We start from the raw sequence: 25457 nt of genomic DNA, 5'->3' as shown, positions 1-25457 counted from the left end.
AGATGGGCTTAAAGCACCTGATTGAGAAACTTGAGCCGCATTTCACGCATGGCGGCAAGCTGGAAAAATATTACCCGCTGTATGAAGCGGCGGCGACCATCTTCTACACGCCGGGGCAGGTCACCCGCGGCGCGGCGCACGTGCGCGACGCCATCGACCTCAAGCGGATGATGATCCTCGTGTGGTTTGCCGTATTCCCGGCGATGTTCTGGGGCATGTACAACGTTGGGCTGCAGACCATTCCGGCGCTGCACAAACTGTACGGCGCCGAACAGCTGCAGCAGGTGATCGCCAACAACTGGCATTACAGCGTCGCCCAGTGGTTAGGGGTCAGCTTCAGCGCTGACGCCGGCTGGCTGAGCATGATGGCCCTGGGCGCGGTCTTCTTCCTGCCGATCTATATCACCGTTTTTATCGTCGGCGGCTTCTGGGAAGTGCTGTTCGCGATTGTGCGCAAACATGAGATCAACGAAGGCTTTTTCGTTACCTCAATTCTCTTCGCGCTGATTGTGCCGCCTACGCTGCCGCTATGGCAGGCGGCGCTGGGGATCTCCTTTGGGGTGGTGATCGCCAAAGAGATTTTCGGCGGTACCGGGCGCAACTTCCTCAACCCGGCGCTGGCGGGGCGCGCGTTCCTGTTCTTCGCCTACCCGGCGCAGATTTCCGGCGATCTCGTGTGGACGGCGGCGGACGGTTTCTCCGGCACCACGCCGCTCTCCCAGTGGGCCAGCGGCGGCGGTGAAGCGCTGGTTAACGTCGCGACCGGCATCCCGGTGAGCTGGATGGACGCCTTCCTCGGCAACATTCCCGGCTCAATTGGCGAAGTCTCCACGCTGATGATCCTGATCGGCGGCGCGATCATTCTCTTTGGCCGCGTCGCGTCCTGGCGCATCGTCGCCGGGGTGATGATCGGCATGATCGCCACCGCCACCCTGTTTAACGTTATCGGCTCCGATACCAACCCGATGTTCTCGATGCCGTGGTACTGGCATCTGGTGCTCGGCGGCTTTGCCTTCGGCATGATGTTTATGGCGACGGACCCGGTATCCGCCTCGTTTACCGATAAAGGGAAATGGAGTTACGGCGTGCTGATCGGCGTGATGTGCGTGCTGATCCGCGTGGTGAACCCGGCTTATCCGGAAGGGATGATGCTGGCGATCCTCTTCGCCAACCTCTTCGCACCGCTGTTCGATTACCTGGTGGTGCAGGCCAATATTAAGCGGAGGAAGTCGCGTGGCTGAGAAGAAAAGTAACGATAGCATCGGCAAAACGCTGCTGGTGGTGCTGGTGCTTTGTCTGGTCTGCTCCATCGTGGTAGCGGGCTCGGCCGTGGGGCTGAAATCCCGCCAGCAGGCGCAGCGGGCGCTGGATAAACAGCGCAATATCCTGGCCGTCGCCGGCCTGATACAGCCCGGGATGGATGCCGATGCGGTAGCGGAAACCTTCGCGGCGCGCATTTCGCCGCGACTGGTGAATCTGGCGACCGGCGAGCTGCTGGAGAAAGACCCGGCAAAATTTAATCAGGCCCAGGCGCTGAAGGATCCACAGCAGAGCATCGCGCTGGACGCCAGCCAGGATCCGGCCGGCATTAAGCGGCGTAGCAACCTGGCGGAAATTTATCTGGTGCGCGACGCGCAGCAACAGATTGAGCAGATGGTGCTGCCGATCTACGGCAATGGCCTGTGGTCGATGATGTACGCCTTTGTGGCGCTGGACGTTGATGGCCGCACGGTGAAAGGCATTACTTATTACGATCAGGGGGAAACCCCGGGGCTGGGCGGCGAAGTGGAGAACCCGAACTGGCGCCAGCAGTTTATTGGCAAGCAGGTGCTGGATGACAACGGCATTCCGGCACTCCGGGTGGTGAAAGGCGGCGCGCGCGCCGGTGACCTGCATGCAGTAGACGGTTTATCCGGCGCCACGCTAACGTCTAACGGCGTGCAGCATAGCTTTGATTTCTGGATGGGCGAACTGGGCTTTGGTCCGTTCCTGAAAAAGGTGCGTGAGGGAGGGCTGAATAATGGCTGAACAGAGCGATATGAAAGAGGTGAAGCGCGTGCTGGTGGGGCCGCTTATCGCCAATAACCCCATCGCCCTGCAGGTGCTCGGCGTCTGCTCCGCGCTGGCGGTGACCACCAAACTGGAAACCGCCTTCGTGATGACCATTGCGGTGACGCTGGTAACGGCGTTCTCCAGCATGTTTATCTCTATGATTCGCCACCATATTCCCAATAGCGTGCGCATCATCGTGCAGATGGCGATCATCGCCTCGTTGGTTATCGTGGTGGATCAGCTGCTGCGGGCTTTCGCCTATGAGACCTCTAAGCAGCTGTCGGTGTTCGTCGGGCTTATCATCACCAACTGTATCGTGATGGGGCGTGCCGAAGCTTATGCCATGAAATCGCCGCCGCTGGCCAGCTTTATGGACGGTATTGGCAACGGTCTCGGCTATGGCGCGATCCTGATAATCGTCGGCTTCCTGCGCGAGCTTATCGGCAGCGGCAAGCTGTTCGGTATCACGGTGCTGGAGACGGTGCAGAACGGCGGCTGGTATCAGCCGAACGGCCTGTTCCTGCTGGCGCCGAGCGCCTTCTTCATTATCGGTTTGCTGATCTGGGCCCTGCGTAGCTGGAAGCCTGAGCAGCAGGAAAAGGAGTAATCGATGATGGCTCATTACATTAGCCTGTTTGTCCGCGCGGTGTTCGTTGAGAACATGGCGCTGGCCTTCTTCCTCGGGATGTGTACCTTCCTCGCGGTGTCGAAAAAGGTCTCCACCGCCTTTGGCCTCGGCGTTGCGGTCACGGTGGTGCTGGGTCTTGCTGTACCAATCAACAACCTGGTCTATAACCTGGTGCTGCGCGACGGCGCGCTGGTGGAAGGCGTAGATCTCAGCTTCCTGAACTTCATCACCTTTATCGGGGTGATCGCCGCGCTGGTGCAGATCCTCGAGATGATCCTCGATAAGTACTTCCCGGCACTCTATAACGCGTTAGGGATCTTCCTGCCGCTTATCGCCGTTAACTGCGCCATTTTCGGCGGCGTGTCGTTCATGGTGCAGCGTGATTACAACTTCCCGGAATCCATCGTCTACGGCTTCGGCTCCGGCATCGGCTGGATGCTGGCGATCGTGGCGATGGCGGGGATCCGCGAAAAAATGAAGTACGCCAACGTGCCCGCCGGCTTGCGCGGGTTAGGGATCACCTTTATCACCACCGGGTTGATGGCGCTGGGCTTTATGTCCTTCTCCGGCGTGCAGCTATAAGGGCGAATAAGTATGGAAATTATTCTTGGCGTCGTGATGTTCACGCTGATTGTGCTGGTGCTGTCGGGGCTTATCCTGGCTGCGCGCTCAAAGCTGGTGAACGCGGGCGACGTGGTTATTGAGATCAATAACGAAGCGGATAAACAGATCCGCACCCCGGCGGGTGACAAACTGCTGAACACTCTGTCCAGCAACGGTATCTTCGTCTCTTCCGCCTGCGGCGGCGGCGGCTCCTGCGGCCAGTGTCGGGTGACCATCAAAGAAGGCGGCGGCGATATTCTGCCGACCGAGCTTTCGCATATCACCAAACGCGAAGCCAAAGAAGGGTGCCGCCTGGCCTGCCAGGTGGCGGTGAAGCAGAATATGAAAATTGAGCTGCCGGAAGAGATTTTCGGCGTGAAAAAATGGGAGTGCGAGGTTATCTCTAACGATAACAAAGCCACCTTCATTAAAGAGCTCAAATTACGGGTGCCTGATGGTGAAGCGGTGCCGTTCCGCGCCGGCGGCTATATTCAGATCGAATGCCCGTCGCATAAAGTGGCCTATGCCGACTTTGATATTCCTGATGAATATCGTTCAGACTGGGACAAATTCAATCTGTTCCGCTATGTCTCTGAGGTGAAAGAACCGACCCTGCGCGCCTACTCGATGGCTAACTATCCGGAAGAGAAGGGCATCATTATGCTCAACGTGCGCATCGCCACGCCGCCGCCGAAGGTCCCGGATGCGCCGCCGGGGATCATGTCGTCCTATATCTGGTCGCTGAAGCCTGGCGATAAGGTGACGATTTCCGGGCCGTTCGGCGAGTTCTTTGCTAAAGAGACCGACGCTGAGATGGTGTTTATCGGCGGCGGCGCCGGCATGGCGCCGATGCGCTCGCATATCTTTGATCAGCTTAAGCGGCTGCACAGCACGCGCAAAATCAGCTTCTGGTACGGCGCCCGTTCGCTGCGCGAGATGTTCTACGATGATGAGTTCGAGCAGCTGGCGCGCGACAACCCTAACTTTACCTTCCACGTCGCGCTCTCCGATCCGCTGCCGGAAGATAACTGGACCGGGCATACGGGCTTTATCCATAATGTTCTGTATGAAAACTATCTGCGCGACCACCCGGCGCCGGAAGACTGCGAATTCTATATGTGCGGGCCGCCGGTGATGAACGCCGCGGTGATAAAAATGCTCAAAGACCTGGGCGTCGAAGATGAGAACATCATGCTCGACGACTTTGGAGGCTGACGATGCTGACGGTATTTGTCGCGACCTTTGTGATTTTTGCGCTGGTGATCCTCGGTATGTCGCTGGGCTACCTGGTGAAGCGCAAGAGCATTCAGGGCAGCTGCGGCGGGATCTCGTCGCTGGGGCTGGAGAAAGTCTGCGACTGTCCGGAACCGTGTGACGCGCGTAAGAAACGTCTCGCTCGCGAGGCGCAGCGTCAGCAGCGGCGTATTTTGTAATGCCCGGCGGCGCTGCGCATGCCGGACCTGCTGCTTCAGTTTTGTAGGCCGGGTCAGGCGCAGCCGCCACCCGGCATAAAGCGGCTCCGTGCCCGGTGGCGCTGCGCTTGCCGGGTCTGCTGCTTCGGTTTTGTAGGCCGGGTCAGGCGCAGCCGCCACCCGGCGAAATAACAGCGCAACCGGAGATGTCCCTGCTCGCGCTGCGCTTAGCAGGACTACCACTTCTGTGTTATTTCCGGGCAGATTGCGCTCCCAATATTTCTTCTGCGTTATGTCACTCATGGCGCAGGGAGCGCACAGGGGGCGGCCAGTCGCCGCCGCCCCCTGTACCCCCGGGCTCCGGCCAGCAACATCGCCACTGCGTGGTGCCTTCGACTTATCCCTTCAGGCTTCGGGTCGGGCCGAGGCAGCATCCGTGCAAAACACGGCCCTCAGCCCGCATCCATGCGGGCTGCCCCGGCCTTCCGGGAACGTCTCAGCGATGTTGAGGCCGCCAGCACCGGCAGTTTCAGTTGCCCCAGGCCCGGCGGTGATTTGGGACCGTAGGCCGGGTCAGGCGCTAGCCGCCACCCGGCAATAGCATGCCAGCAATGTGAGGCCGCTTTCGCGGCCTTTTTAGCCGTTGACTCCCTTACTGCCAGCTTTTCGCCTGTGCCGGAGAATCCACCATCACCCCGTCGGCACCCAGCTCCTTCGCCGTGCGGTAGTCTTCCGCACTGTTGATGCCGAAGAAAATAATGTGCGCTTTGCCCTGTGAGCGGAAGCAATCCATCGCCTCTTTATCCCAGGTGAGCGTTGCCGGGGAGATCCCTTCGCCAAGGGTAAACTTCTCCACTACCTCCACCTTGCGCTTCAGCTCCAGCCCATACCACTGCTCGCCCTCGTGCTGGCTGCTCAGTTGACACTGGTGGCTGAGTGAAATAGTCGCAAGTTTAGTGCGAGTCTCGCTGCGGGTGACGAAGCGGGGAATAGCCGATGGCAGGGCGGCGATATAGCGGTCATCGGTGGAATAGACCCGCACGCGATCGAGGCTGTCGGTGGCTTTTAACACCGCCAGCAGGCGTTCGCCCATCACCGCCGGATCGGCATCTGGAGATTTGATATCGATATAGAAAAAAGTGTGCGGCCACTGTTGCAGCACGCTTTGCAGGGTCGGGATCGTGGCCTGCTTACCGCGCCACGGGGGGCTGTCATCCCCCCATTTCCAGCCGGCGTCGACTTTCGCCAGCTCGGCGGCGGTTAAGCTGGAGACCTTACCCTCGGCGTTGGTCAGGGCGGAGAGATCGCTTGAACGGTAGAGTACCGGTACGCCGTCGCGGCTTAACTGCACCGTGACCCAGATGGCCTCAGCGTGGTTCTCCAGCGCCAGTTTAATGGCCGGCAGGGTATTTTCCGGGGCATCGCCGGTACCGCCGCGGTGGGCAATCAGCTGTGGGTTAGCTAAAGCGCTGCTGGTGGCCAGCAGGCAAAGGGCGGTGAGTCGTTTCTTCATGATTGTATCTTTCAGATTAGTTGATTAACGTTATGAAAATAAACATGATTTATTGCACTTTTATGTTGTCAGCGTTTTTTTGACCACCGCAGTAAAAAAAGCATCAAACTGGCACGCAGTTTTTGCTATGCTGTATGGGTATACAGTGTTGAGTCTGACGATGCGTAAAATTATCCATGTCGATATGGACTGTTTCTTTGCAGCGGTGGAGATGCGCGACAACCCGGCGTTGCTTGATATCCCCCTCGCGATAGGCGGCAGTCGGGTACAGCGTGGCGTGATTAGTACCGCGAACTATCCTGCGCGTAAGTTTGGTGTGCGCAGCGCCATGCCGACGGCGACAGCGCTCAAGCTGTGCCCGCATCTCACGCTGCTTCCCGGCCGCTTCGATGCCTACAAAGAAGCCTCGAATCATATCCGCGAAATTTTCTCCCGCTATACCTCGCGCATTGAGCCGCTGTCGCTGGATGAAGCCTACCTTGACGTCAGCGACAGCGTGCATTGTCACGGGTCGGCCACTCTGATAGCTCAGGAGATCCGCCAGACCATCGAACGGGAGCTGCACCTCACCGCCTCGGCGGGTGTGGCGCCGGTGAAGTTTCTCGCTAAAATCGCTTCCGATATGAATAAACCCAACGGCCAGTTCGTTATCGCTCCCCATCAGGTGGCAGAGTTTGTGCGGGCGCTGCCGCTGGCGAAAATACCCGGTGTCGGAAAGGTGTCGGCGGCGAAGCTGGAAAATATGGGCCTGCGTACCTGTGGCGATGTGCAGAACAGCGATCTGGCCATGCTGCTCAAGCGCTTCGGTAAATTCGGCCGTATTCTGTGGGAGCGCAGCCACGGGATTGATGAGCGGGAAATCCATAACGATCGGCAACGTAAATCGGTGGGTGTGGAGCGGACGTTAGCGGAAGATATCCACGAATGGTCAGCGTGCGAAGCGATTATCGAAAATCTCTATCCCGAACTGGAGCGGCGGCTGGCGAAGGTCAAACCGGACCTGCTGATCGCCCGCCAGGGGATTAAACTGAAATTTAATGACTTCCAGCTGACCACTCAGGAGCACGTCTGGCCGCGGCTGAACAAAGAGGATCTGATTGCCACCGCCCACAAAGCCTGGGATGAGCGCCGCGGTGGACGGGGCGTGCGTCTGGTTGGACTCCATGTGACGCTGCTCGATCCGCAACTGGAAAGGCAGCTTTTATTAGGGATTTAACCATGCATATTCGTGCTTACCGCGACAGCGATTTGCCATTGCTCTGCCAGATCTTTCTGCGCGCGGTGCAGGAAACGGCGAGCCGCGACTATACCCCGGCGCAGATTGCGGCCTGGGCGCAGGTGGATGAGATGCGCTGGCGACAAAAACTGGCCGACTCAATCGGCTTGGTGGCGGAGGTAGAGAGTCAACCGGTTGGCTTTATCACCGCCATCGGGACGCATATCGATTTGCTCTTTGTCTCGCCGGATCACGCCCGGCAGGGTATCGGCGGCGCGCTTATCGAGGCGCTCTGCGCTCAGTATCCTGAGCAAATCCTGACGGTGGACGCCAGCATTACCGCAAAGCCCTGTTTTACGGCCCATGGATTTAAAGTGGTGGCGGAGCAGCGGGTGGCGGCCCGTGGGGAGTGGTTTATTAACTACCGGATGGAAAAACGCGTGGCGCTAAGGTGATGCGGGGGAAAACCGGCGGCAGACTGCCGCCGGTGGTGGGGCTTATTTAGCCGGAATGGCTTTCAGCAGCTCGGTCAGCAGCGTCCAGTACTGGCCGACGCTCTCGATATGTACCTGCTCATCCGGGGAGTGCGGACCGGTAATGGTTGGCCCGATGGAGACCATGTCCATCTCTGGATACGGTTTTTTGAACAGACCGCATTCCAGACCGGCGTGGATGATCTGGATGTTCGGCGTCTTGTTGAACAGACGTTGGTAAGTCTCGCGCACCAGGTGCATTACCGGCGAGTTGGCGTCCGGCTGCCAGCCAGGGTAAGCGCCTTTGGCTTCGGTTTTCGCCCCCGCCAGTTTACCCAGAGAATCCAGCATGCTGACCACGTAGTCTTTGCCGCTGTCGATCAGCGAGCGGATCAGGCAGTGGATCTGCACGTTGTCATCGGTCATGGTGACGACGCCGACGTTCAGCGAAGTTTCCACTACGCCTTTCGCCACGTCAGAGTTGCGGATAACCCCGTTCGGCGTGGCGTTCAGCAGGCGGATGAAACCGTCGCGGGAAGCCTGCGTCAGCGCTGCTTTGTCGTTATCAACCGCTTCCAGGAGCACTACCAGGTTCTTCTCTTTGGCCTCCAGCTCGTTTTTCAGCAGCGCCTGGTAAGTATTCACCAGCGCTTTCAGCGCATCGGCTTTATCCGCGGCGACGGCGACGGTCGCGTATGCTTCGCGCGGGATGGCGTTGCGCAACGTACCGCCGTTGAAATCGACCAGACGCAAATCCAGCTCATCGGCGTGGCCGGCGAGGAAGCGCGACAGCAGCTTGTTGGCGTTACCCAGACCCAGGTGAATGTCACCGCCGGAGTGGCCGCCTTTCAGCCCTTTTAAGGTTACTTTAAAGCTTTGGAACCCGGCCGGAATCGCTTCGCGAGTCAGCGCCAGGTTAGAGGTGAAATCGATCCCGCCGGCGCAACCCATGTAGATTTCGCCTTCTTCTTCGGAGTCGGTATTGATCAGGATATCCGCCTGCAGCCAGTTGGCCTGCAGACCGAACGCGCCGTCCATGCCGGCTTCTTCGGTCATGGTCAGTAGCACTTCCAGCGGGCCGTGGGCGACGCTGTCGTCGGCCAGCACCGCCAGTGCGGACGCCATCCCGATGCCGTTATCCGCGCCCAGCGTGGTGCCGCGCGCTTTCACCCATTCGCCGTCAATGTACGGCTGGATCGGATCTTTGGCGAAGTCGTGGACGGTATCGTTGTTTTTCTGCGGCACCATATCGAGGTGCGCCTGCAGCGCTACCGGCTTGCGGTTTTCCATACCGGCAGTCGCGCCTTTACGAATCAGAATGTTGCCAACCTGGTCACGTTCCGCGTGTAAGCCTTTTTCTTTTGCCCAACCCATAATGTGCTCGGCGAGCTGTTCTTCGTGATAGGACGGGTGCGGGATGGAGCAAATCTTGGCAAAAATATCCCAAAGCGGCTGCGGGGATAGTTGAGACAGTTCAGACACGGTAAGTCTCCTTACAGACTCCTGCATACAGCGGTTGCAGGACGAGGGTTAGCGTTAAAATACACAACAAGCCCGGGCTTGCGCGATGGGGTTGAGAATACCACTTTCCACCGCCGCAGGTAGTGTAAACAACGCAAAAAGCGTTGCGCAAACCGCTTAACACTGGTTTTTAGTGCGTCAGATCTCTATAATCTCGCGCAACCATTTTCCCCCTCGAACATTATTTAAGCCGTATTACACAGGCTGGGACACTTCACATGAGCGAAAAATACGTCGTCACCTGGGACATGTTGCAGATTCACGCCCGCAAACTGGCCAGCCGTCTGCTGCCGGTTGAGCAATGGAAAGGCATTATTGCCGTCAGCCGCGGTGGACTGGTACCGGGAGCCTTACTGGCGCGTGAACTGGGCATTCGTCATGTTGATACCGTATGCATCTCCAGCTACGACCATGATAACCAGCGCGAGCTGAAAGTGCTGAAACGCGCGGAAGGCGATGGCGAAGGCTTTATCGTTATCGACGATCTGGTGGATACCGGCGGTACCGCCGTGGCGATCCGCGAAATGTATCCAAAAGCACACTTTGTCACCATTTTCGCCAAGCCGGCAGGCCGCCCGCTGGTGGACGATTACGTTGTGGATATTCCGCAGGACACCTGGATTGAACAGCCGTGGGATATGGGCGTGGTGTTTGTACCGCCTATCGCAGGTCGTTAATTCTTCAGGACAGTGCTATTTACCACGCCCGGCTTGCCGGGCGTGGTTTTTTTTATCCTTTAGCAGGTTACAATAACAGGAGTGGCACTACGACGGAGGCTGCACATGTCACAGGCTAACCTCAGCGAAACGCTGTTTAAACCCCGCTTCAAACATCCCGAAACCTCTACGCTGGTGCGTCGGTTTTCCGCCGGAAAACCGCAGGCGATGCAGTCGGCGCTGAGCGGCAATCACGTCGATCACTGGTACCGTCTGATCAACCGTTTGATGTGGATCTGGCGCGGCGTGACCCCGCAGGAGATCCTCGATGTGCAAGCGCGCATTGTGATGAGCGAGGCCGAACGAACGGAGCCAGAACTGTTCGATACCGTTATCGGCTATCGCGGCGGCAACTGGATCTTTGAGTGGGCGAAAGAGGCCATGCAGTGGCAACAAAAGGCCGGGCAGGAAGCCGATCCTTTGCTGAGCGGCCGCCACTGGTTGCATGCATCGAACCTGTATAGCATTGCCGCTTATCCGCATATTAAAGGCGATGAGCTGGCCGAACAGGCGCAGGCTTTAGCCAACCGGGCGTATGAAGAGGCCGCCCAGCGGCTGCCGGGCTCGCTGCGCGAACTGGAGTTCACCATCCCTGGCGGTTCGCCAATAACCGGCTTTTTGCATATGCCAAAAGGCGATGGGCCGTTTCCGACGGTGCTGATGTGCGGGGGCCTGGACTCACTGCAGACGGATTATTACAACCTGTATGAGAACTACTTCTCACCGCTCGGTATTGCCATGCTGACGATCGATATGCCTTCCATCGGCTTCTCGTCAAAATGGACGCTGAATCAGGACACCAGCCTGCTGCACCAGCACGCGCTGCGCCATCTGGAAAATGTACCGTGGGTCGATCATACCCGGGTCGCGGCCTTTGGCTTCCGCTTTGGCGCCAATATCGCGGTCCGTCTGGGTTACCTGGAGCCGCAGCGGCTGAAGGCTGTGGCGTGTCTGGGCCCGGTCGTTCATGGTCTGCTGGTGGATCCCCTGCATCAGGGGCGCGTGCCGGAGATGTATCTTGACGTGCTGGCCTCGCGGCTGGGCATGCATGACGCGTCCGATGAAGCGCTGCGCGTGGAGCTCAACCGCTACTCGTTAAAAACCCAGGGACTGCTGGGGCGCCGTTGCCCGACGCCGATGCTTTCCGGCTTCTGGAAGGACGATCCGTTCAGCCCCGAAGAGGAGTCGCGGTTAATCACTTCGTCATCTGCCGATGGCAAACTGCTGGAGATCCCGTTTAACCCGGTGTATCGCAATTTTGATCATGCATTGCGACAGATCGCCCGCTGGATCAATCATAGATTTGGTTAATTTATTGCTAAATTCTATTGGTTTGGTAAAACAGTTGCATCACTAAAGGAGATCGCAATGACGTTACCGAGTGGACACCTGAAAAGTAAGTTGATCAAGAAATTCACGGCGCTAGGGCCTTACATTCGCGAAGAGCAGTGCCATGACAACCGTTTCTTTTTCGATTGCCTGGCAGTTTGCGTCAATGTTAAGCCCGCGCCGGAGAAGCGTGAATTCTGGGGCTGGTGGATGGAAATGGAAGCACAAGAGTCACGTTTCACCTACAGCTACCAGTTTGGCCTGTTCAATAAAGAAGGTTCATGGCAGGCGGTCGACATTGACGACCCGGAAGTGAGCGACAGACTGGAAAAAACGCTACGCGAGTTCCACGAGCGCGCGGCAGCGCTGCTGACCACCTTTAATCTGAAGCTGGAACCGGCCGACGATTTCAGCGAGCCGGTTCGCCTGCGGGCCTGATTGATCTACGGATACGATTTCTCCACGCCCGTGCGGCGTGGAGGAGCGTGCCGCCATACCCGTAATTTCAACCCCACCATCTGACTCACCCTGCCTGCGGCGACAGCTTGCCAGCCATCGCCTGTTGAATAATCGGGATAGGGGTCAGTAAGTGCTCGCGCATCAGCGCGCTGGCTCGTTCGGCATCGCGCGCCAGAATGGCGTCCAGCAGGGTCTGGTGTTGAACATGCTTGTCTTCCAGCATCTCCACCGACAGCACGGTGGTGCGCAGCCAGATGAAACGGTAGCGCGCCGCCAGATCGAACAGCCTTTCGCGCATCTGCAGCAGATACTGGGAGCCGCAGCCGGCGACGATGGCGGTGTGAAACGCCTGATGGCGCTGGTCCCATTCATCGAGTAAGCGCTCACTGGCGTCACAGGACTCCAGCTTGTTGAGCAGATGGGCGCGGGCCAGCAGCTCGGCTTCCCACTCGTCGCCGCCGCGTTCGATGGCGAGGCGCACCAGCATGGCTTCCATATTGGCGCGCGCGTCGAAGATATCGAGAAGCTCCTGCTCCGACATGGGCGCCACCCGATAGCCTTTCTGATTAACCACCGTCACCAGCCTTTCCGCCACCAGCTGCGAGAGCGCCTCCCGCAGCGGCCCGACGCCGAGCTCATAGCGCGACGTCAGCAGGCTCATCCGCAGCTTCTCATCGGGTTGGTAGACCCCGCGGATGATGTCGTTTTTCAGCCAACGGTACCCGTCAATGGCCGTCGCCTGGGGAATGGCGGTCATGTTCTTACTCCTGAATGCTCTTCCCGGCGGGCGCCGGGAACAGGGTTAACGCGTATTTTGCAGCGGCAGTTTTTGCCACAATACCAGCTTTTTCCAGCGCGACATAATCGGGACTGTACAAATAATTCCCAATGCTAACAGGCCGGTAGAGATCACCTCCAGCTGCTGCGCCGGACGGAACAGCATCACCACCAGCACGAAGGTGATAAAGGCGATCACCAGCCAGGTCAGGTACGGATAGAGCCACATTCTCAGACGGATCTCGCCGCCTTGTGCCTGAAGGATTTTGCGCATCCGCAGTTGTGAAACGGCGATCACCAGATAGACCAGCAGGGCGATGGCGCCAGAGCTGTCGATGAGGAATTTAAACACCTTCGCGGGGGCATAGTAGTTCACCACCACGGTGAGGAACGCCGCGCCGGTGGAGAGCAGCACCGCCACGTACGGGGTTTTGCTGCGGTTGGTCCGGCCCATGATGGCCGGCGCATCGCCGCGACGGCTCAGGGAGTAGAGCATCCGCGAGGCGGTATACAGCGCCGAGTTCAGACAGCTGGTGACCGACAGGAGGATCACACCGTCCATAATCAGCTTCGCGTAGGGAATATGCAGCAGCTCGAGCACCGAGCGGTAGGAACCGATGCTCTTCAGCCCCGGCATATTCCATGGGATGAGGGCGACGACGATAAAGATCGAACACAGATAAAAAATAGAGATACGCCAGATCACCGAGTTGGTGGCGCGGACGATGTGTTTATCCGGCGTGTCCGATTCGGCGGCGGCAATGGTGACGATCTCCGCGCCCATAAAAGAGAACATGGTGATCAGCATCGCGCTCAGCACTGCGCCGAAGCCGTTCGGCATAAAGCCGCCGTGGTCCCACAGCCGCGAAATGCCGCTGACCTCGGCATAGGGATAAAAACCGGTAATGGCGACCGCGCCCAGTACGATAAACGCCAGAATAGCGATCACTTTGCACAGCGCCAGCCAGAACTCGAATTCACCGTAGTTCTTAACGCTCAGCAGGTTACTGCCGGTGAGGGCGAGAGTGATGACCAGGGAGAACAACCACACCGGGACGCCCGGCGCCCACGAATGCAGAATAATCGCCGCGATATTGGCTTCCAGCGGAATAACCAGTACCCAGAACCACCAGTACAGCCAGCCGATGGTATACCCCGCCCAGCGGCCGATGGCTTTGTCGGCGTAGGTGGAAAAGGAGCCAGTATCCGGCGTGGCGACGGCCATTTCGGCCAGCATACGCATAATCATCACCACCAGCAGCCCGGCAAACAGATAGGCCAGCAGCACCGCCGGGCCCGCTTCGGCAATGGCGACGCTGGAACCGACAAATAAACTCGCGCCGATCACCCCGGCGATAGATAACATCGTGACGTGGCGCGACTTTAGTCCCGCCCCTAAATCCTGTGATTGCGACAGTTGCCCCATCATTTACCCTCTCGAAGTGTGTCACCTGGGAGAGCGCCCCGACATTCCCGCGCCGGGGCACGCGTATTATTGTTGTTTTGCAGGTCTCGTCTTCATTCCCTTACGAACGTACTTCGCTTCCGCATGTGTTCTGTTCTATGCCTGTTTCGCCTCGGTAAAGCAGTCGGCGATGATCTTGAGACCCTGCTCGATCTGCGCCTCTTCAATGGTCAGCGGTACCAGGATGCGCAGCACGTTGTAGTTCGGCCCGCAGGAGAGCAGGATCAGGCCTTTGTCGCGGGCGCGGGCGACGATATCCGCCGTCAGTCTGGCGTTAGGCTTGCTGCGGTCGCCCTCTTCAAACAGCTCAATGGCGATCATCGCCCCCAGGCCGCGAACGTCACCGATCTCCGGATGCTCTTCTGCAATCGCCAGCAGGCCCTGGCGCAGGGTGTCGCCGAGCTGGTTGGCTTTTTCCAGCAGGTTCTCCTGCTCGAAAATCTGTAATACCGCCAGGGCGGCGGCGCAGGCGATGGGGTTGCCAGCGTAGGTGCCGCCGAGTCCGCCGGGGGCGATGGCATCCATCACCTCCGCCCGCCCGGTGACGCCCGCCAGCGGGAAACCGCCGGCGATGGATTTGGCGAAGGTGGTGATATCCGCCGCCACGCCCATCTGCTCCATGGCGAACAGCGTGCCGGTACGGCCCGCGCCGCTTTGGACCTCATCGGCGATGAGCATAATGCCGTGCTCGTCGCACAGGGCGCGCAGGCGCTGCATAAAGGCCGGGGAGGCGGCATAGAATCCGCCTTCACCCTGCACCGGCTCGATAATGATGGCGGCGATATCTTCCGGCGCGGCGTCATTTTTGAAGATGCGATGGATGCTGGCGATCGCCTCGTCATCACTGACGCCGTGCAGCGCGCACGGGTAGAGGGCGCGATAGACGTGGCCCGGCATTAACCCCATACCGGCGGAGTACGGGTTCACTTTTCCGGTCAGCGACAGGGTGTAATGGGTACGGCCGTGATAAGCGCCGGTGAAGGCGATGGCGCCGCTGCGCCCGGTTGCCGCGCGGGCGATTTTCACCGCGTTCTCCACCGCTTCCGACCCGGTGGTGACCAGCAGGGTTTTCTTGGCGAAATCACCGGGCACCTTCTGGTTCATCTTTTCGCACAGCGCCAGATAGGGCTCGTAGGCCAGTACCTGGAAGCAGGTATGAGATAGCTTTTTCAGCTGGTCTTCGACGGCGGCGACAACCTGCGGATGCAGATGGCCGGTATTGAGCACCGCGATACCGCCGGCAAAATCGAGATATTCCCGGCCTTCGACGTCCCACACCCGGCAGTTCTCCGCGCGTTCGGCGAAGATAGGGTGGATCTGGCCGACGCCGCGCGGGACCGCATCGCTGCGACGCGCCATCATTGCTTTATTGCTGTTCATCCATCGCTCCTGTTAAAGGCCAATACACATATATTTGATTTCTAAGTAATCTTCGATGCCGTACTTCGACCCTTCGCGGCCGAGGCCGGAGGCCTTGACGCCGCCGAACGGGGCGACTTCGGTGGAGATAATGCCGGTGTTAATCCCGATAATGCCGTATTCCAGCGCTTCGCCGACTCGGAAGACGCGGCTCAGATCGCGGGCGTAGAAATAGGCGGCGAGGCCGAATTCGGTATCGTTGGCCTGGGCAATGACGTCGGCTTCATCCTTAAAGCGGAACAGCGGCGCCAGCGGGCCGAAGGTCTCCTCTTTCGCCACTTTGGCGCTGTCGGGAACGTTGACCAGGATGGTCGGCTGGAAGAAGTTGCCGCCCAGGGCGTGCGGTTTGCCGCCGGTGACGACTTTCGCGCCTTTGGCGATGGCGTCGGCAATATGTTCTTCAACTTTGGCGACGGCTTTCTCGTCGATCAGCGGGCCGGTGGTGACGCCATCCTGCAGGCCGTCGCCGATGCGCAGTTTTTCCACCGCCTGCTGCAGTTTTTCAGCGAAACGGTCATACACCCCGTCCTGGACGTACAGTCGGTTGGCGCAGACGCAGGTCTGCCCGGCGTTGCGGAACTTCGACGCCAGCGCCCCCTCGACGGCTTTATCGAGGTCGGCATCGTCAAAGACGATAAACGGCGCGTTGCCACCCAGTTCCAGGGAGACTTTTTTGATGTCTTTCGCACACTGCTCCATCAGCTGGCGGCCAATCTCGGTCGAGCCGGTGAAGGAGAGCTTGCGCACCAGCGGATTGCTGGTCAGTTCGCCGCCGACCGCGCCGGCGGAGCCGGTAACCACGTTAAACACCCCGGCGGGGATCCCGGCGCGATTCGCCAGTTCGGCCAGCGCCAGCGCGGAAAACGGCGTCTGGCTGGCCGGTTTCAGGACCATGGTGCAGCCGGCGGCCAGCGCCGGGCCCGCTTTGCGGGTGATCATCGCCGCCGGGAAGTTCCACGGGGTGATGGCGGCGGTAACGCCGATGGGCTGCTTAATCACCAGCAGGCGCTTGTCGGCCTGATGGCCGGGAATGGTATCGCCGTAAATGCGCTTACCTTCTTCGGCGAACCACTCAATAAAGGAGGCGGCGTAGCTGATTTCGCCTTTGGCTTCCGCCAGCGGTTTTCCCTGCTCAAGGGTCATCAGGCGGGCGAGATCGCCCTGATTCTCCATCATAAGATCGAACCAGCGGCGCAGAATATTCGCCCGCTCTTTGGCGGTCAGGGCACGCCAGGCGGGAAGGGCGCGATTGGCGGCTTCAATTGCTTCGCGGGTTTCGTCGGCGCCCATTTTCGGCACATTGCCGAGCTGCTCGCCGTTGGCCGGGTTGGTCACCGCAATCACATCGCCGTTGGGCGCATCGCGCCACTGACCATCGATCAGCGCCTGCTGGCGAAACAGTGTCATATCGTTGAGTTGCATAATCGCTTCCTGTCTTAAGGGGGTTAACGGGTAAAAGCGGCGTGTAGTGTCTCCACGCTACGTGCCGCACGCAGCGTGCGTCCGGGATTGCTCTGGCTTTCCAGCAGGGTCTGCACCTTGCTGACGATGTGCGCGCCGATCGGGATAGCGGAGGTGGCCGCCGGCGATGGCGCATTGCAGGTATGTATCGAACGCGCGGTGGTGACGAAGAGAAAATCGTCGATCAGTTTGCCCTGCGGCGATACCGCCTGCGCCCGCACGCCGGCGTGCCACGGGCGTAAATCGCTCAGCGTCAGGCTCGGGCAGTATTTCTGCACCAGCCGCAGATAGCCGCTTCTGCACAGCGAATTCTTCATTTCGCCCAGTCCGGCGCGCAGGTTGTTTTGCAGTACCCGGCGGATGCCGGGCGAGGTGAGGATCTCCAGGGTATCGGCCAGCGAGATATCGCGCTTGCGGTAGCCTTCGCGCTTCAGAGCCAGCACGGCGTTGGGGCCGACGGTGACGCTGCCGTCGATCATGCGGGTCAGGTGGACGCCGAGGAACGGCATCGCCGGATCGGGGATCGGATAGATCAGATGGTTGACGATCTGGTTGTGCTGCGGCGCCAATTGAAAATATTCGCCGCGGAACGGGCAGATGATAAACCCGGGATCGACGCCGAGCATTTTCACCAGCCGATCGGCCATCAAGCCCGAACAGGCGATCAGCGTCGAGGCCTCATATTCTCCGCCCTGGCGGGTGCGGATCACCACGCCGCTGGCATGTTCTTTCAGGGCACTGACTTCGGCGTCGTAGACGATCGTTCCGCCTTTTGATTCGAAGATCTTCGCCATTGCCGCCGCCACGTCGCGGTAGCTGACGATGCCGCTGGAAGGGACGAAGATCCCGCCGAGCCCGGTAATGTTCGGTTCGCGCTCGCGTAGCTCCCCGGCGCTTAGCCACTCGCGCTGCAGGCCGTTGGCGGCGGTGCGATCCCACAGGGCGCGCATCCGCTCCATCTCCAGCGGCGAGGTGGCGACCAGCATTTTGCCGCAGACGTCATAGCGGATGCCGTTCTGCTCGCAAAACGCTTTGGTGGCGCGGTTGCCGGCGAGGCAAAACTGCGCCTTGAGGCTGCCGGGGGTGTAATACACCCCGGCGTGGATCACGCCGCTGTTGTGGCCAGTCTGATGGCAGGCCGGACCGGTCTCTTTTTCCAGCAGCGCAATGCGGGCGTCCGGGTAAATCTCAATTAACTGCATGGCGGTCGACATGCCGATGATGCCGCCGCCGATAATCACGAAATCATACATCCGCTCAATTCCTTCGCCTGAGAACCCTTATTGATGAGTCTGGTAATGATTCGTGGAATACGCAAAGTAGCCGCGCTGGCGCATCAGTTCGCGGCGCAGGTCCGGGTGCGGCGTAAACCGGTCGCGGCCGTGCAGCCAGAACAGGTTGTTAATCAGCAGGAATTTGCCCACCGGCACCGGTATTGAAAGGATGTTTTTGCTGGTTTCCAGCGCGTCGGAAAGGCGGCTCAGCCAGGTGCCTTCTTCAAAATCTTTCGGCTGGACGAACTGGTCGATATAGCGCATTACCGGACGGCCCAGCGAATCGACGTCGAACACTGGGTGGAAAACATCCTTGCTGACGTTTTTGCTCGGCGGCGCGGCCCAGCGCATTGGGCGGCGAGCCAGCGGGTCGCGGAAAAATTCGTCGAGATGCTCCCAGTCGTCGAGATGCAGCAGCAGGGAATTACCGCCCTGCATGTTCTGCTCGTCGATCTTCATCATTAACACGTAGTCGGTTTGCTCTTCGACGTAGGTGCCGTCGTTGTGCAGCTCCATCACCCGGTGCGGCTGGCGCAGGTAGCTGTCGGAGTTATCGACATTTTTCACCACAAAGCGAGCGTAATACTGACCGCTCATGGCGTCGAAGTTGGAACGGCCAATCAGATGGGCGACGGCGGTGGCCAGCTTGACCATCTCCTCGGCCTGGCTGACGTTATCGATCCCTTCGCCGTTGATCAGCAGCGCGCCTTCCGCACGATCGAGCAATGTTTTGATCAGCAACGGCTGCAGCTGATTGCCGCACAGATCGTCGAGGATCTTGCCGACCTGGAAGCGTAAGAAAGATTTGTACTCCAGCGCCTGCACCGGCCACTGCGCGACCTGCTGCAGGAACTGCGTGGTTGTTTCGGCAGAAAAGGTGAGCTCCAGCAGGCGCGGCGACTGTGCGGAAGGGGCAATGGAAAAGCCCGGATATGGCTGGGCTAACGGCGCGGGTGTCGGTTTTACTGCGGTCAGGGCGTTCATCAGGATCGTTCCTCGCTGTAAGGTCAGGGTGATGTTCATTTCGTAGCCATAAATTAAAAATATCTACATTTTTATAAAATGCGTACGAAATGGCCTTTTTGTTTCTATTTTGTGATCTGACAACAATTATTTAACAATGCGGGAGGGAGATAAGGTGGTGGTTAATCTTGAGGAACAGAGCGGGTGGCGGAAAGCGCAAAATGTGGGGAAGGCTGAGGGGAAATCGTAATACCGGTCACAGTTTTTAATCTGCGCCATACCCTTATGAACTGAGGGTGTTAGTATTCAGCGCGTTAATACCTTTCAATGCTTACCGAGGCTTCGATGCTGGAGAATGTCATTATCAGATAATCAGTTCCCCGACCTGCCCAGGCCGGACTGATTATCGCTGCGCTTAAACCTTACGCACACACCTGCGGGTGTAGGCATGTTTTCGCACATGATAATGAACAGGTTTCAGTATGAATTTATCCCGTCAGGAACAACGGACCTTACACGTTCTCGCCAAAGGTGGCCGTATTGCGCACGTCCGCGATACCTCCGGCCGCATTACCGCCGTCGAATGCTACACCCGTGAAGGGCTGTTGCTGAACGACTGCACCCTCGCGGTCTTCAAAAAGCTCAAAACCAAAAAGCTGATTAAGTCGGTGAACGGCCAGCCGTACCGGATCAACACCACTGGTTTGAATAACGTTCGCGCGCAGGCGGACAACCGCTGATACAGCGACCCGGGCAGGGTCGCTGCCCGGGCGTATGGCTCTCAAGGAGAAACACCCATGATCGATATCCCTCGCATTTTTACTATCAGTGAAAGCGAACACCGTATTCATAACCCTTTTACCCCGGAAAAGTACGCCACCCTGGGACGGGCGCTGCGGATGGCGCCGGGCACCGCTATTCTTGACCTTGGCAGCGGCTCCGGCGAGATGCTCTGTAGCTGGGCGCGCGATCATCAGATCGTCGGCACCGGCGTGGACATGAGCCTGCTGTTCAGCCAGCAGGCGACCGCCCGTGCAGAAGCGCTCGGGGTAAGCGACCGGGTAACCTTTGTGCATCAGGATGCCAGCGGATACGTCGCCAGCCAGCCGTGCGATATTGCCGCCTGCGTGGGGGCCACGTGGATCGGCGGCGGGGTGGCCGGCACGATTGCGCTGCTGAAGCAGAGCCTGCGGCCCGGCGGCATGCTGCTGATCGGCGAGCCATGGTGGCGTAAACGTCCGGCCACGGCGGAAGAGGCGGTTGCCTGCGGCGCGCAGACTCCCGATGACTTCCTGACGCTGCCGGCGCTGGTCGCCCACTTTGGTGAACTGGGCTATGACGTGGTGGAGATGGTGCTGGCCGACCAGGAGGGCTGGGATCGTTATGAAGCGGCGAAATGGCTGACGATGCGCCGCTGGCTGGAGGCCAATCCGCACGATGACTTCGCGCCGGAGGTTCGCCAGCAGTTGACCACCGCGCCGCTGCACCATGTCACCTGGACCCGGGAATATCTCGGCTGGGGCGTGTTTGTCCTGATGGCGCGTTAACCGGTATGTCGGTAGCGTCAGGAGGCGCTACCGACCATCTTCAGACCTTCAGCTCGTTGTAGCTGACCATGACGTGCTGGCGAAAGGCGGGCCGTGCGGTTAGCCGTGCATAATACGCCGCAAGATGGGGGAGGGGACGACGGGTGATATCGATGGCAAAGTAGCGGTACAGCACATGACCAAACTGGATGTCGGCCAGGGTGAGCGTATCGCCCACCAGATAGCGACTGCCGGCGAGACGTGCCTCGGCAATCGCCAGCTTTTGCTCCAGGGCCATCACCGCCGCGGCGATGGCCTGCGGATCCCGCTCGGCGGCAGGCGTGCGCACCACGCGCCAGAACACCGGCGCCGTAAAGCCGAGGGCGATATTCTGCTTTGACCACTCGGCCCAGCGATCAACCTCAGTGCGAGCCAGCAGGTCGCCCGGCCAGAAGGCGTCATCGGCGTAGCGACTGGCTAAATAGCGAAGGATCGCGCCCGTTTCCCACAGCGGCGGATTATCGCCATCCTGCAGCACTGGCACCGTGCGATTGGGATTGAGCTGATAAAACGCCTCGCTGTCGGTACCACCATAGCGATGCCCCACGTCGAACCGGAGATAGTCCAGCCCAAGCTCGCCAACACACCACATCAGCGCCTGCACGTTAGAGGAGGTTTTTCGGCCCCAGATGGTCAGCATTGAGTTCTCCAGAGAACAGGGAAAGAAGGAGCATAGCAGGTTGGATTGAAAACGTGAGGGGGAAAAGATGGGTGGTATAGCGGTGTATATGGTGTGGGGACGCATGTTATCCCCTTGCGATAACGCGAATTCATCCCTACAAAGGTATAATGACCATCAATATGGCGCTTGTATAAAATAATGCAGCAATCATCTTTGAACGAGAATAAGGCGAGGGAGTGGAAACGTTAGTTATTCTGGCCGTAGTCGTATGGATACTTTTCAAGCTGGTACAAAAGGTTACGAGCAAACTCTATCCTCAAGACTCGGTGAAGGTACAGGAGAAGCCCGACACGACACCAGCGACGGATGCCTGGGGAAATTACCCTAAAGCCGAAGGGCATGTCGTTTTATTCGAACAGTTCCGACGTGAGCAGGCGCAGCGGCAGCAAGCTGCTAAAGAGGCTGAGACATTCTACCGCTCAAGGGAGTGGCGGCGTTTACGTTACCAGGCGTTCCAGCGCTACGGCAATAAATGTTGCGTATGCGGGCGCGGCGCCAGTGACGGGATGGTGATGCACGTTGATCATATAAAACCGCGTTCTCTTTACCCGCATTTAGCCCTCGATATTGCCAATCTGCAAATCATGTGCAACGAGTGCAACGTCAGTAAGGGCAACAGAGATGAGGTTGCGTGGCAATAATAAGGACAGGTTAGCGGCTATGTGCAATTCCCCTGGTATTAAAATGTTCGTAACGAACAAATAAGCAAGTCTTGACGGAATGAATCCGCAATGACGCTTTTATTTCGTTACAGCAGCTCATTGGTGAATTCCTTCATCACCGCATTTGTCGGTAGCGCCATTTGCCTTGCGTTAGTCCTGCTCATTTTCAATAAAGTGAGATGACTGCCAGTGGCTGGAGATCAATGATGCGGGATACTTACCTAACGACGGGCTGTTACCTTATCGAACGTTTAAGGAAAATACAGGAGGGATAACGGGCAACTTACTCCGTATCACGACGCTATCGCCTCCCTTATTTCTTATTGATGCAACGGTTGATCGCAGGCCGCGAGTATGGATTCATGCATCGCTTCGGAAAGTGTCGGATGTGCAAAGATCATCGACAGGAGACTTTCATCTGTGGCCTCCAGGTGACGGGCGATGCCAAACCCCTGGATCTGTTCCGTGACCTGTGCGCCAACCATATGCGCGCCCAGCAATTCACCCGTTTCAGCATCGAAAATGGTCTTCACAAAACCCTCCGTCTCACCGCTGGCCAGCGCCTTACCATTGCTCTGATAAGAGAACTTACCGATCCTGACGGGCCGTCCCCTGGCCAGGGCCGTCGATTCCGTCAGGCCCAGACTGGCAACCTGAGGCCGGGAATAAGTGCAACCGGGCACATAGTCGCGATCAAGCGGATGGGTGCCTTCGACACCAGCCAGTGTCTCAATGCAGATCACGCCTTCGTGGCTGGCCTTGTGCGCCAGACAAGGCGGGCCGGCTACATCGCCGATGGCATAAAGCCCAAATACGTTAGTGCGACAAGCCGTGTCCGTCTTGATAAAACCGCGGTCTAACTCGACGCCCAGTGCTTCCAGCCCCAGATCTTCTATATTCGGCTGTACGCCAACCGCCAGCAGCACGCGTTCGACTTCCAGGAAAGATTCGGCGCTCGTATTTTTCATTGTACAGCGTACCCCGGTATCGGTGAGCTGTACTTGCGTTACCTGGGTCTGGGTATGGACCTGAATCCCGCGCTTTTCGAATGACTTACGCACCGCCGCTGACACTTCGGCATCCTCCACTGGCAAAATCTGCGACGCTAGCTCGACCAGCGTCACTTTACAGCCCAGATCGTTATAAAGGCTGGCGAACTCGACGCCAATCGCGCCTGAACCGATGATTAATAGCGACCTGGGCAATCGCTTAGGCTGTAGTGCCTCGAAATAGGTCCAGATATGTTCGCCATCTGGCTCTATGCCTGGTAATGCGCGTGGTCGGGCGCCCGTGGCCAGGATCACGTGATCGGCCCGGTAATCGTGCGCTTCCCCCCGGGCATCCGCTACCGTTATTTGTCCCTTACCGCGCAGCCGCGCGGTACCATCAATCACCCTCACGCCATTTTTCTTCAACAGATACTCAACCCCGCCGGTGAGCTGTTGCGAAACGGCACGGCTAAACTGCACCAGTTTCTGCAGATCGACATTCACCTCACCCACGCTGATGCCCAGCTGACTGGCATGGGTGATACTGTGCGCGACCTCAGCGCCATGCAACAGCGCCTTGGTTGGAATGCACCCCCAGTTCAGGCAGATGCCGCCCAGATGTTGTTTTTCCACTAAGGCAGTACGAAGACCTAGCTGACCGGCACGGATGGCGGCCACATACCCCCCAGGACCCCCGCCGATGATCAGCACATCGTAATTATCGTGCATAGCTCGTCTCCTGGATAAACATCAGGGTAGGGGTTTCAGTCAGTCGCTTGAGTTCCTGGAGAAAAGCTGCACCTGCCGCCCCATCGATGACCCGGTGATCGCAGGATAGCGATACCGTCAGTTGGTGGCGCGCGACGATTTGCCCGTCGCGTACTACCGCCCGCATCTCGCCGGTGCCAATGGCGAGGATTGCGCTTTGCGGTGGATTGATGATGGCGTCAAACTGCCGTACGCCGAGCATCCCCAGATTTGACACGCTAAAGGTCCCCCCCTGGAACTCTTCCGGCTTCAGCGTGCCCGCTTTGGCCCTGGTCACCAGGGCGTGAATTTCGGCCGATATGTCGCTGATCGATTTCCGGTTCGCCGAGCGAACAATGGGGGTAATTAGCCCGTCAGGCAGCGCAACAGCCACCGAAATATCGGCATCCGCAAAGCGGCGGATACTTTGTGTCGCTTCATCAAACTGGATGTTGACGTCTGGCACGGCCACCAGCGCCAGGGCACAGGCTTTCACCAGCAGGTCGTTAACCGAAATCTTGACACCGGGTACTTCGCGGTTAATTTCCTGACGAAACGCTAACAGTCGTTCCAGATCGAGATCGACACTCAAACGGAAATGGGGAGACTGTTGCTTAGAGGTTTGCAGGCGAGAAGCGATAGCCCGCCGCATACCGGACATGGGGATGCTCTCAAAGGGTGCCGGGGCACTCTCCTGCACAGGGCTGGTCTGCGGGTGCCCGTCGAGCAACAACGCCGCAGCCAGCACATCATCACGACTCACCCGACCACGTGAACCACTGCTTCGGCAGTCATGTAAGTTGATACCCAGTTTGCCGGCCAGACGGCGCGCCAGCGGGGTGGCCGATACCTGGCTATCATCGGCATGCGAGCGGGGCGCTTTACTGCGACGAACGGGGGGCGTCGGAGAGGCCAGACGACCGCCGGCGGCAACGATCGCGCTTTCCAGATCAGAAACAGAGATACGTTCCCCGCGCCCGCTGCCGCGGACCTTTTTCAGGTCGACACCCCAGCGGGCAGACAGTCGTAACGCATGGGGCGTGGCATTAACCTGAGTCACATCAGTCACGCCTTGCAGACTGACGGGAATGACGGTCTGCCCAATAGGGGGCTCCGGACTGTTGGATGGCGGCGAAACAACGGAAGGTGGCTTAGCGCCTGCCTGTGCCGCTACGTCCGGCGCGGCAGCCTCCGGGCCAGGTGCTGCGGGTTTCACTGTAGCCAGACTGGCAGCGAATTCGTCCAGTTCAGCATCGCTGACCGAAGCGTCAGCCACCAGAGCCAGCACGGCGCCAACCTGAAGCGTCTCACCCTCCCGGGCGATTATCCGGCGTAATGTACCGGCAAAAGGTGCCTCCAGCACATTGACGATTTTACTGGTTTCAATCTCACAGATTTCCTGCCCTCTGGTGAAATCGTCACCCTCCTGGATTGCCCATCGAGCGAGCAAGCCTTCCTCCATGGAAAGCCCCCACTTTGGCATTTCAAGCGTCTTGATTTCGCTCATAGG

25 protein-coding genes are annotated in these 25457 nt (G+C 58.6%); 14 read left to right on the top strand and 11 right to left on the bottom strand.

Annotated features, from left to right (window positions below; all coding sequences use genetic code 11):
• Positions 1–2 precede the first annotated feature (2 nt).
• The 6 genes from R0140_RS22030 to nqrM are packed head-to-tail and all read left to right on the top strand — an operon-like array spanning position 3 to position 4716.
• On the top strand, positions 3–1241 hold the full coding sequence (locus R0140_RS22030) for an NADH:ubiquinone reductase (Na(+)-transporting) subunit B (RefSeq protein ID WP_317703897.1): 1239 nt from the start codon (positions 3–5) through the stop codon (positions 1239–1241).
• Entirely contained in the window at positions 1234–2028 is a 795-nt protein-coding gene (locus tag R0140_RS22025; protein WP_032732553.1) for a Na(+)-translocating NADH-quinone reductase subunit C, read from the top strand. The genes R0140_RS22030 and R0140_RS22025 overlap by 8 nt, the downstream gene beginning before the upstream one ends.
• Complete coding sequence (locus tag R0140_RS22020; protein WP_002889716.1) at positions 2021–2659, top strand: NADH:ubiquinone reductase (Na(+)-transporting) subunit D; 639 nt, start codon at positions 2021–2023, stop codon at positions 2657–2659. The genes R0140_RS22025 and R0140_RS22020 overlap by 8 nt, the downstream gene beginning before the upstream one ends.
• A 6-nt stretch (positions 2660–2665) precedes the next feature.
• Positions 2666–3262 carry an NADH:ubiquinone reductase (Na(+)-transporting) subunit E gene (gene nqrE, locus R0140_RS22015; RefSeq protein ID WP_004177335.1) on the top strand — a complete coding sequence of 199 codons (597 nt, stop codon included), beginning with the start codon at positions 2666–2668 and terminating at the stop codon, positions 3260–3262.
• 12 nt (positions 3263–3274) lie between these two features.
• Complete coding sequence (gene nqrF / locus R0140_RS22010; protein WP_008805267.1) at positions 3275–4498, top strand: NADH:ubiquinone reductase (Na(+)-transporting) subunit F; 1224 nt, start codon at positions 3275–3277, stop codon at positions 4496–4498.
• A gap of 2 nt (positions 4499–4500) precedes the next feature.
• Entirely contained in the window at positions 4501–4716 is a 216-nt protein-coding gene (nqrM, locus tag R0140_RS22005; RefSeq protein WP_004204638.1) for a (Na+)-NQR maturation NqrM, read from the top strand.
• A 631-nt stretch (positions 4717–5347) separates the two neighbouring features.
• Here nqrM and R0140_RS22000 read toward each other — a convergent pair.
• Entirely contained in the window at positions 5348–6208 is an 861-nt protein-coding gene (locus R0140_RS22000; RefSeq protein ID WP_077139055.1) for a glycerophosphodiester phosphodiesterase family protein, read from the bottom strand.
• A gap of 160 nt (positions 6209–6368) precedes the next feature.
• Between R0140_RS22000 and dinB the strand changes: the two genes are divergently transcribed.
• Both dinB and R0140_RS21990 read left to right on the top strand, forming a co-directional pair.
• Positions 6369–7424, top strand: coding sequence for a DNA polymerase IV (gene dinB, locus R0140_RS21995; protein WP_317703896.1), 1056 nt, complete (start codon positions 6369–6371; stop codon positions 7422–7424).
• Positions 7425–7426: 2 nt separating this feature from the next.
• Complete coding sequence (locus R0140_RS21990) at positions 7427–7879, top strand: GNAT family N-acetyltransferase (protein ID WP_016160339.1); 453 nt, start codon at positions 7427–7429, stop codon at positions 7877–7879.
• A gap of 42 nt (positions 7880–7921) precedes the next feature.
• Here the strand turns inward: R0140_RS21990 and pepD are convergent, their stop codons facing one another.
• Complete coding sequence (pepD, locus tag R0140_RS21985) at positions 7922–9379, bottom strand: cytosol nonspecific dipeptidase (protein ID WP_012968882.1); 1458 nt, start codon at positions 9377–9379, stop codon at positions 7922–7924.
• A gap of 257 nt (positions 9380–9636) precedes the next feature.
• Here pepD and gpt point away from each other — a divergent pair, with 257 nt between their 5' ends.
• The 3 genes from gpt (at position 9637) to crl (ending at position 11901) form a co-directional block, all read left to right on the top strand.
• Positions 9637–10095: a xanthine phosphoribosyltransferase gene (gene gpt / locus R0140_RS21980; protein WP_002889733.1), complete on the top strand. Its 459-nt coding sequence runs from the start codon at positions 9637–9639 to the stop codon at positions 10093–10095.
• A 105-nt stretch (positions 10096–10200) separates the two neighbouring features.
• Positions 10201–11445, top strand: a complete 1245-nt coding sequence (gene frsA / locus R0140_RS21975; RefSeq protein ID WP_038422143.1) for an esterase FrsA — start codon at positions 10201–10203, stop codon at positions 11443–11445.
• Between the two features lie 57 nt (positions 11446–11502).
• Entirely contained in the window at positions 11503–11901 is a 399-nt protein-coding gene (gene crl, locus R0140_RS21970; RefSeq protein WP_002889793.1) for a sigma factor-binding protein Crl, read from the top strand.
• An 85-nt stretch (positions 11902–11986) separates the two neighbouring features.
• Here crl and csiR read toward each other — a convergent pair whose 3' ends face one another.
• The 6 genes from csiR to glaH all read right to left on the bottom strand — a co-directional run bounded on the left by csiR (position 11987) and on the right by glaH (position 19302).
• Positions 11987–12679 (bottom strand): DNA-binding transcriptional regulator CsiR, encoded by a 693-nt coding sequence (gene csiR / locus R0140_RS21965; RefSeq protein WP_008805273.1) that lies wholly within the window; start codon positions 12677–12679, stop codon positions 11987–11989.
• A gap of 45 nt (positions 12680–12724) precedes the next feature.
• Positions 12725–14125: a GABA permease gene (gene gabP, locus R0140_RS21960; RefSeq protein WP_144265369.1), complete on the bottom strand. Its 1401-nt coding sequence runs from the start codon at positions 14123–14125 to the stop codon at positions 12725–12727.
• Between the two features lie 135 nt (positions 14126–14260).
• Positions 14261–15544, bottom strand: a complete 1284-nt coding sequence (gene gabT / locus R0140_RS21955; RefSeq protein WP_117120437.1) for a 4-aminobutyrate--2-oxoglutarate transaminase — start codon at positions 15542–15544, stop codon at positions 14261–14263.
• A 12-nt stretch (positions 15545–15556) separates the two neighbouring features.
• Positions 15557–17005 (bottom strand): NADP-dependent succinate-semialdehyde dehydrogenase, encoded by a 1449-nt coding sequence (gene gabD / locus R0140_RS21950; protein ID WP_072045915.1) that lies wholly within the window; start codon positions 17003–17005, stop codon positions 15557–15559.
• Between the two features lie 23 nt (positions 17006–17028).
• Positions 17029–18297, bottom strand: coding sequence for an L-2-hydroxyglutarate oxidase (gene lhgO, locus R0140_RS21945; protein WP_110220143.1), 1269 nt, complete (start codon positions 18295–18297; stop codon positions 17029–17031).
• 27 nt (positions 18298–18324) lie between these two features.
• The gene (gene glaH, locus R0140_RS21940) at positions 18325–19302 is read right to left on the bottom strand and encodes a glutarate dioxygenase GlaH (protein WP_012542782.1); all 978 of its coding nucleotides are present in this window, start codon (positions 19300–19302) and stop codon (positions 18325–18327) included.
• Positions 19303–19763: 461 nt separating this feature from the next.
• On the opposite strand from glaH, the gene R0140_RS21935 reads away from it, so the two are divergent.
• Positions 19764–20021, top strand: coding sequence for a YjhX family toxin (locus tag R0140_RS21935; protein ID WP_008805277.1), 258 nt, complete (start codon positions 19764–19766; stop codon positions 20019–20021).
• 57 nt (positions 20022–20078) lie between these two features.
• Complete coding sequence (locus R0140_RS21930; protein WP_022065067.1) at positions 20079–20828, top strand: SAM-dependent methyltransferase; 750 nt, start codon at positions 20079–20081, stop codon at positions 20826–20828.
• A gap of 40 nt (positions 20829–20868) precedes the next feature.
• Here the strand turns inward: R0140_RS21930 and R0140_RS21925 are convergent, their stop codons facing one another.
• Complete coding sequence (locus tag R0140_RS21925) at positions 20869–21507, bottom strand: glutathione S-transferase family protein (RefSeq protein ID WP_023339626.1); 639 nt, start codon at positions 21505–21507, stop codon at positions 20869–20871.
• Between the two features lie 218 nt (positions 21508–21725).
• On the opposite strand from R0140_RS21925, the gene R0140_RS21920 reads away from it, so the two are divergent.
• A complete protein-coding gene (locus R0140_RS21920; RefSeq protein WP_004191854.1) occupies positions 21726–22190 on the top strand; it encodes an HNH endonuclease in 465 nt (154 codons plus the stop codon).
• 341 nt (positions 22191–22531) lie between these two features.
• Here the strand turns inward: R0140_RS21920 and lpdA are convergent, their stop codons facing one another.
• Positions 22532–23929: a dihydrolipoyl dehydrogenase gene (gene lpdA, locus R0140_RS21915; protein ID WP_044613845.1), complete on the bottom strand. Its 1398-nt coding sequence runs from the start codon at positions 23927–23929 to the stop codon at positions 22532–22534.
• Positions 23919–25454: a 2-oxo acid dehydrogenase subunit E2 gene (locus tag R0140_RS21910; protein ID WP_047665908.1), complete on the bottom strand. Its 1536-nt coding sequence runs from the start codon at positions 25452–25454 to the stop codon at positions 23919–23921. The genes lpdA and R0140_RS21910 overlap by 11 nt, the downstream gene beginning before the upstream one ends.
• Positions 25455–25457: the final 3 nt, after the last annotated feature.

The organism is Klebsiella sp. w6 (assembly GCF_033100215.1).
GTDB classification, from domain to species: domain Bacteria; phylum Pseudomonadota; class Gammaproteobacteria; order Enterobacterales; family Enterobacteriaceae; genus Klebsiella; species Klebsiella variicola.
Note: the sequence above shows the minus strand (reverse complement) of the source record. Positions and strands in the feature narration are given on the sequence as shown.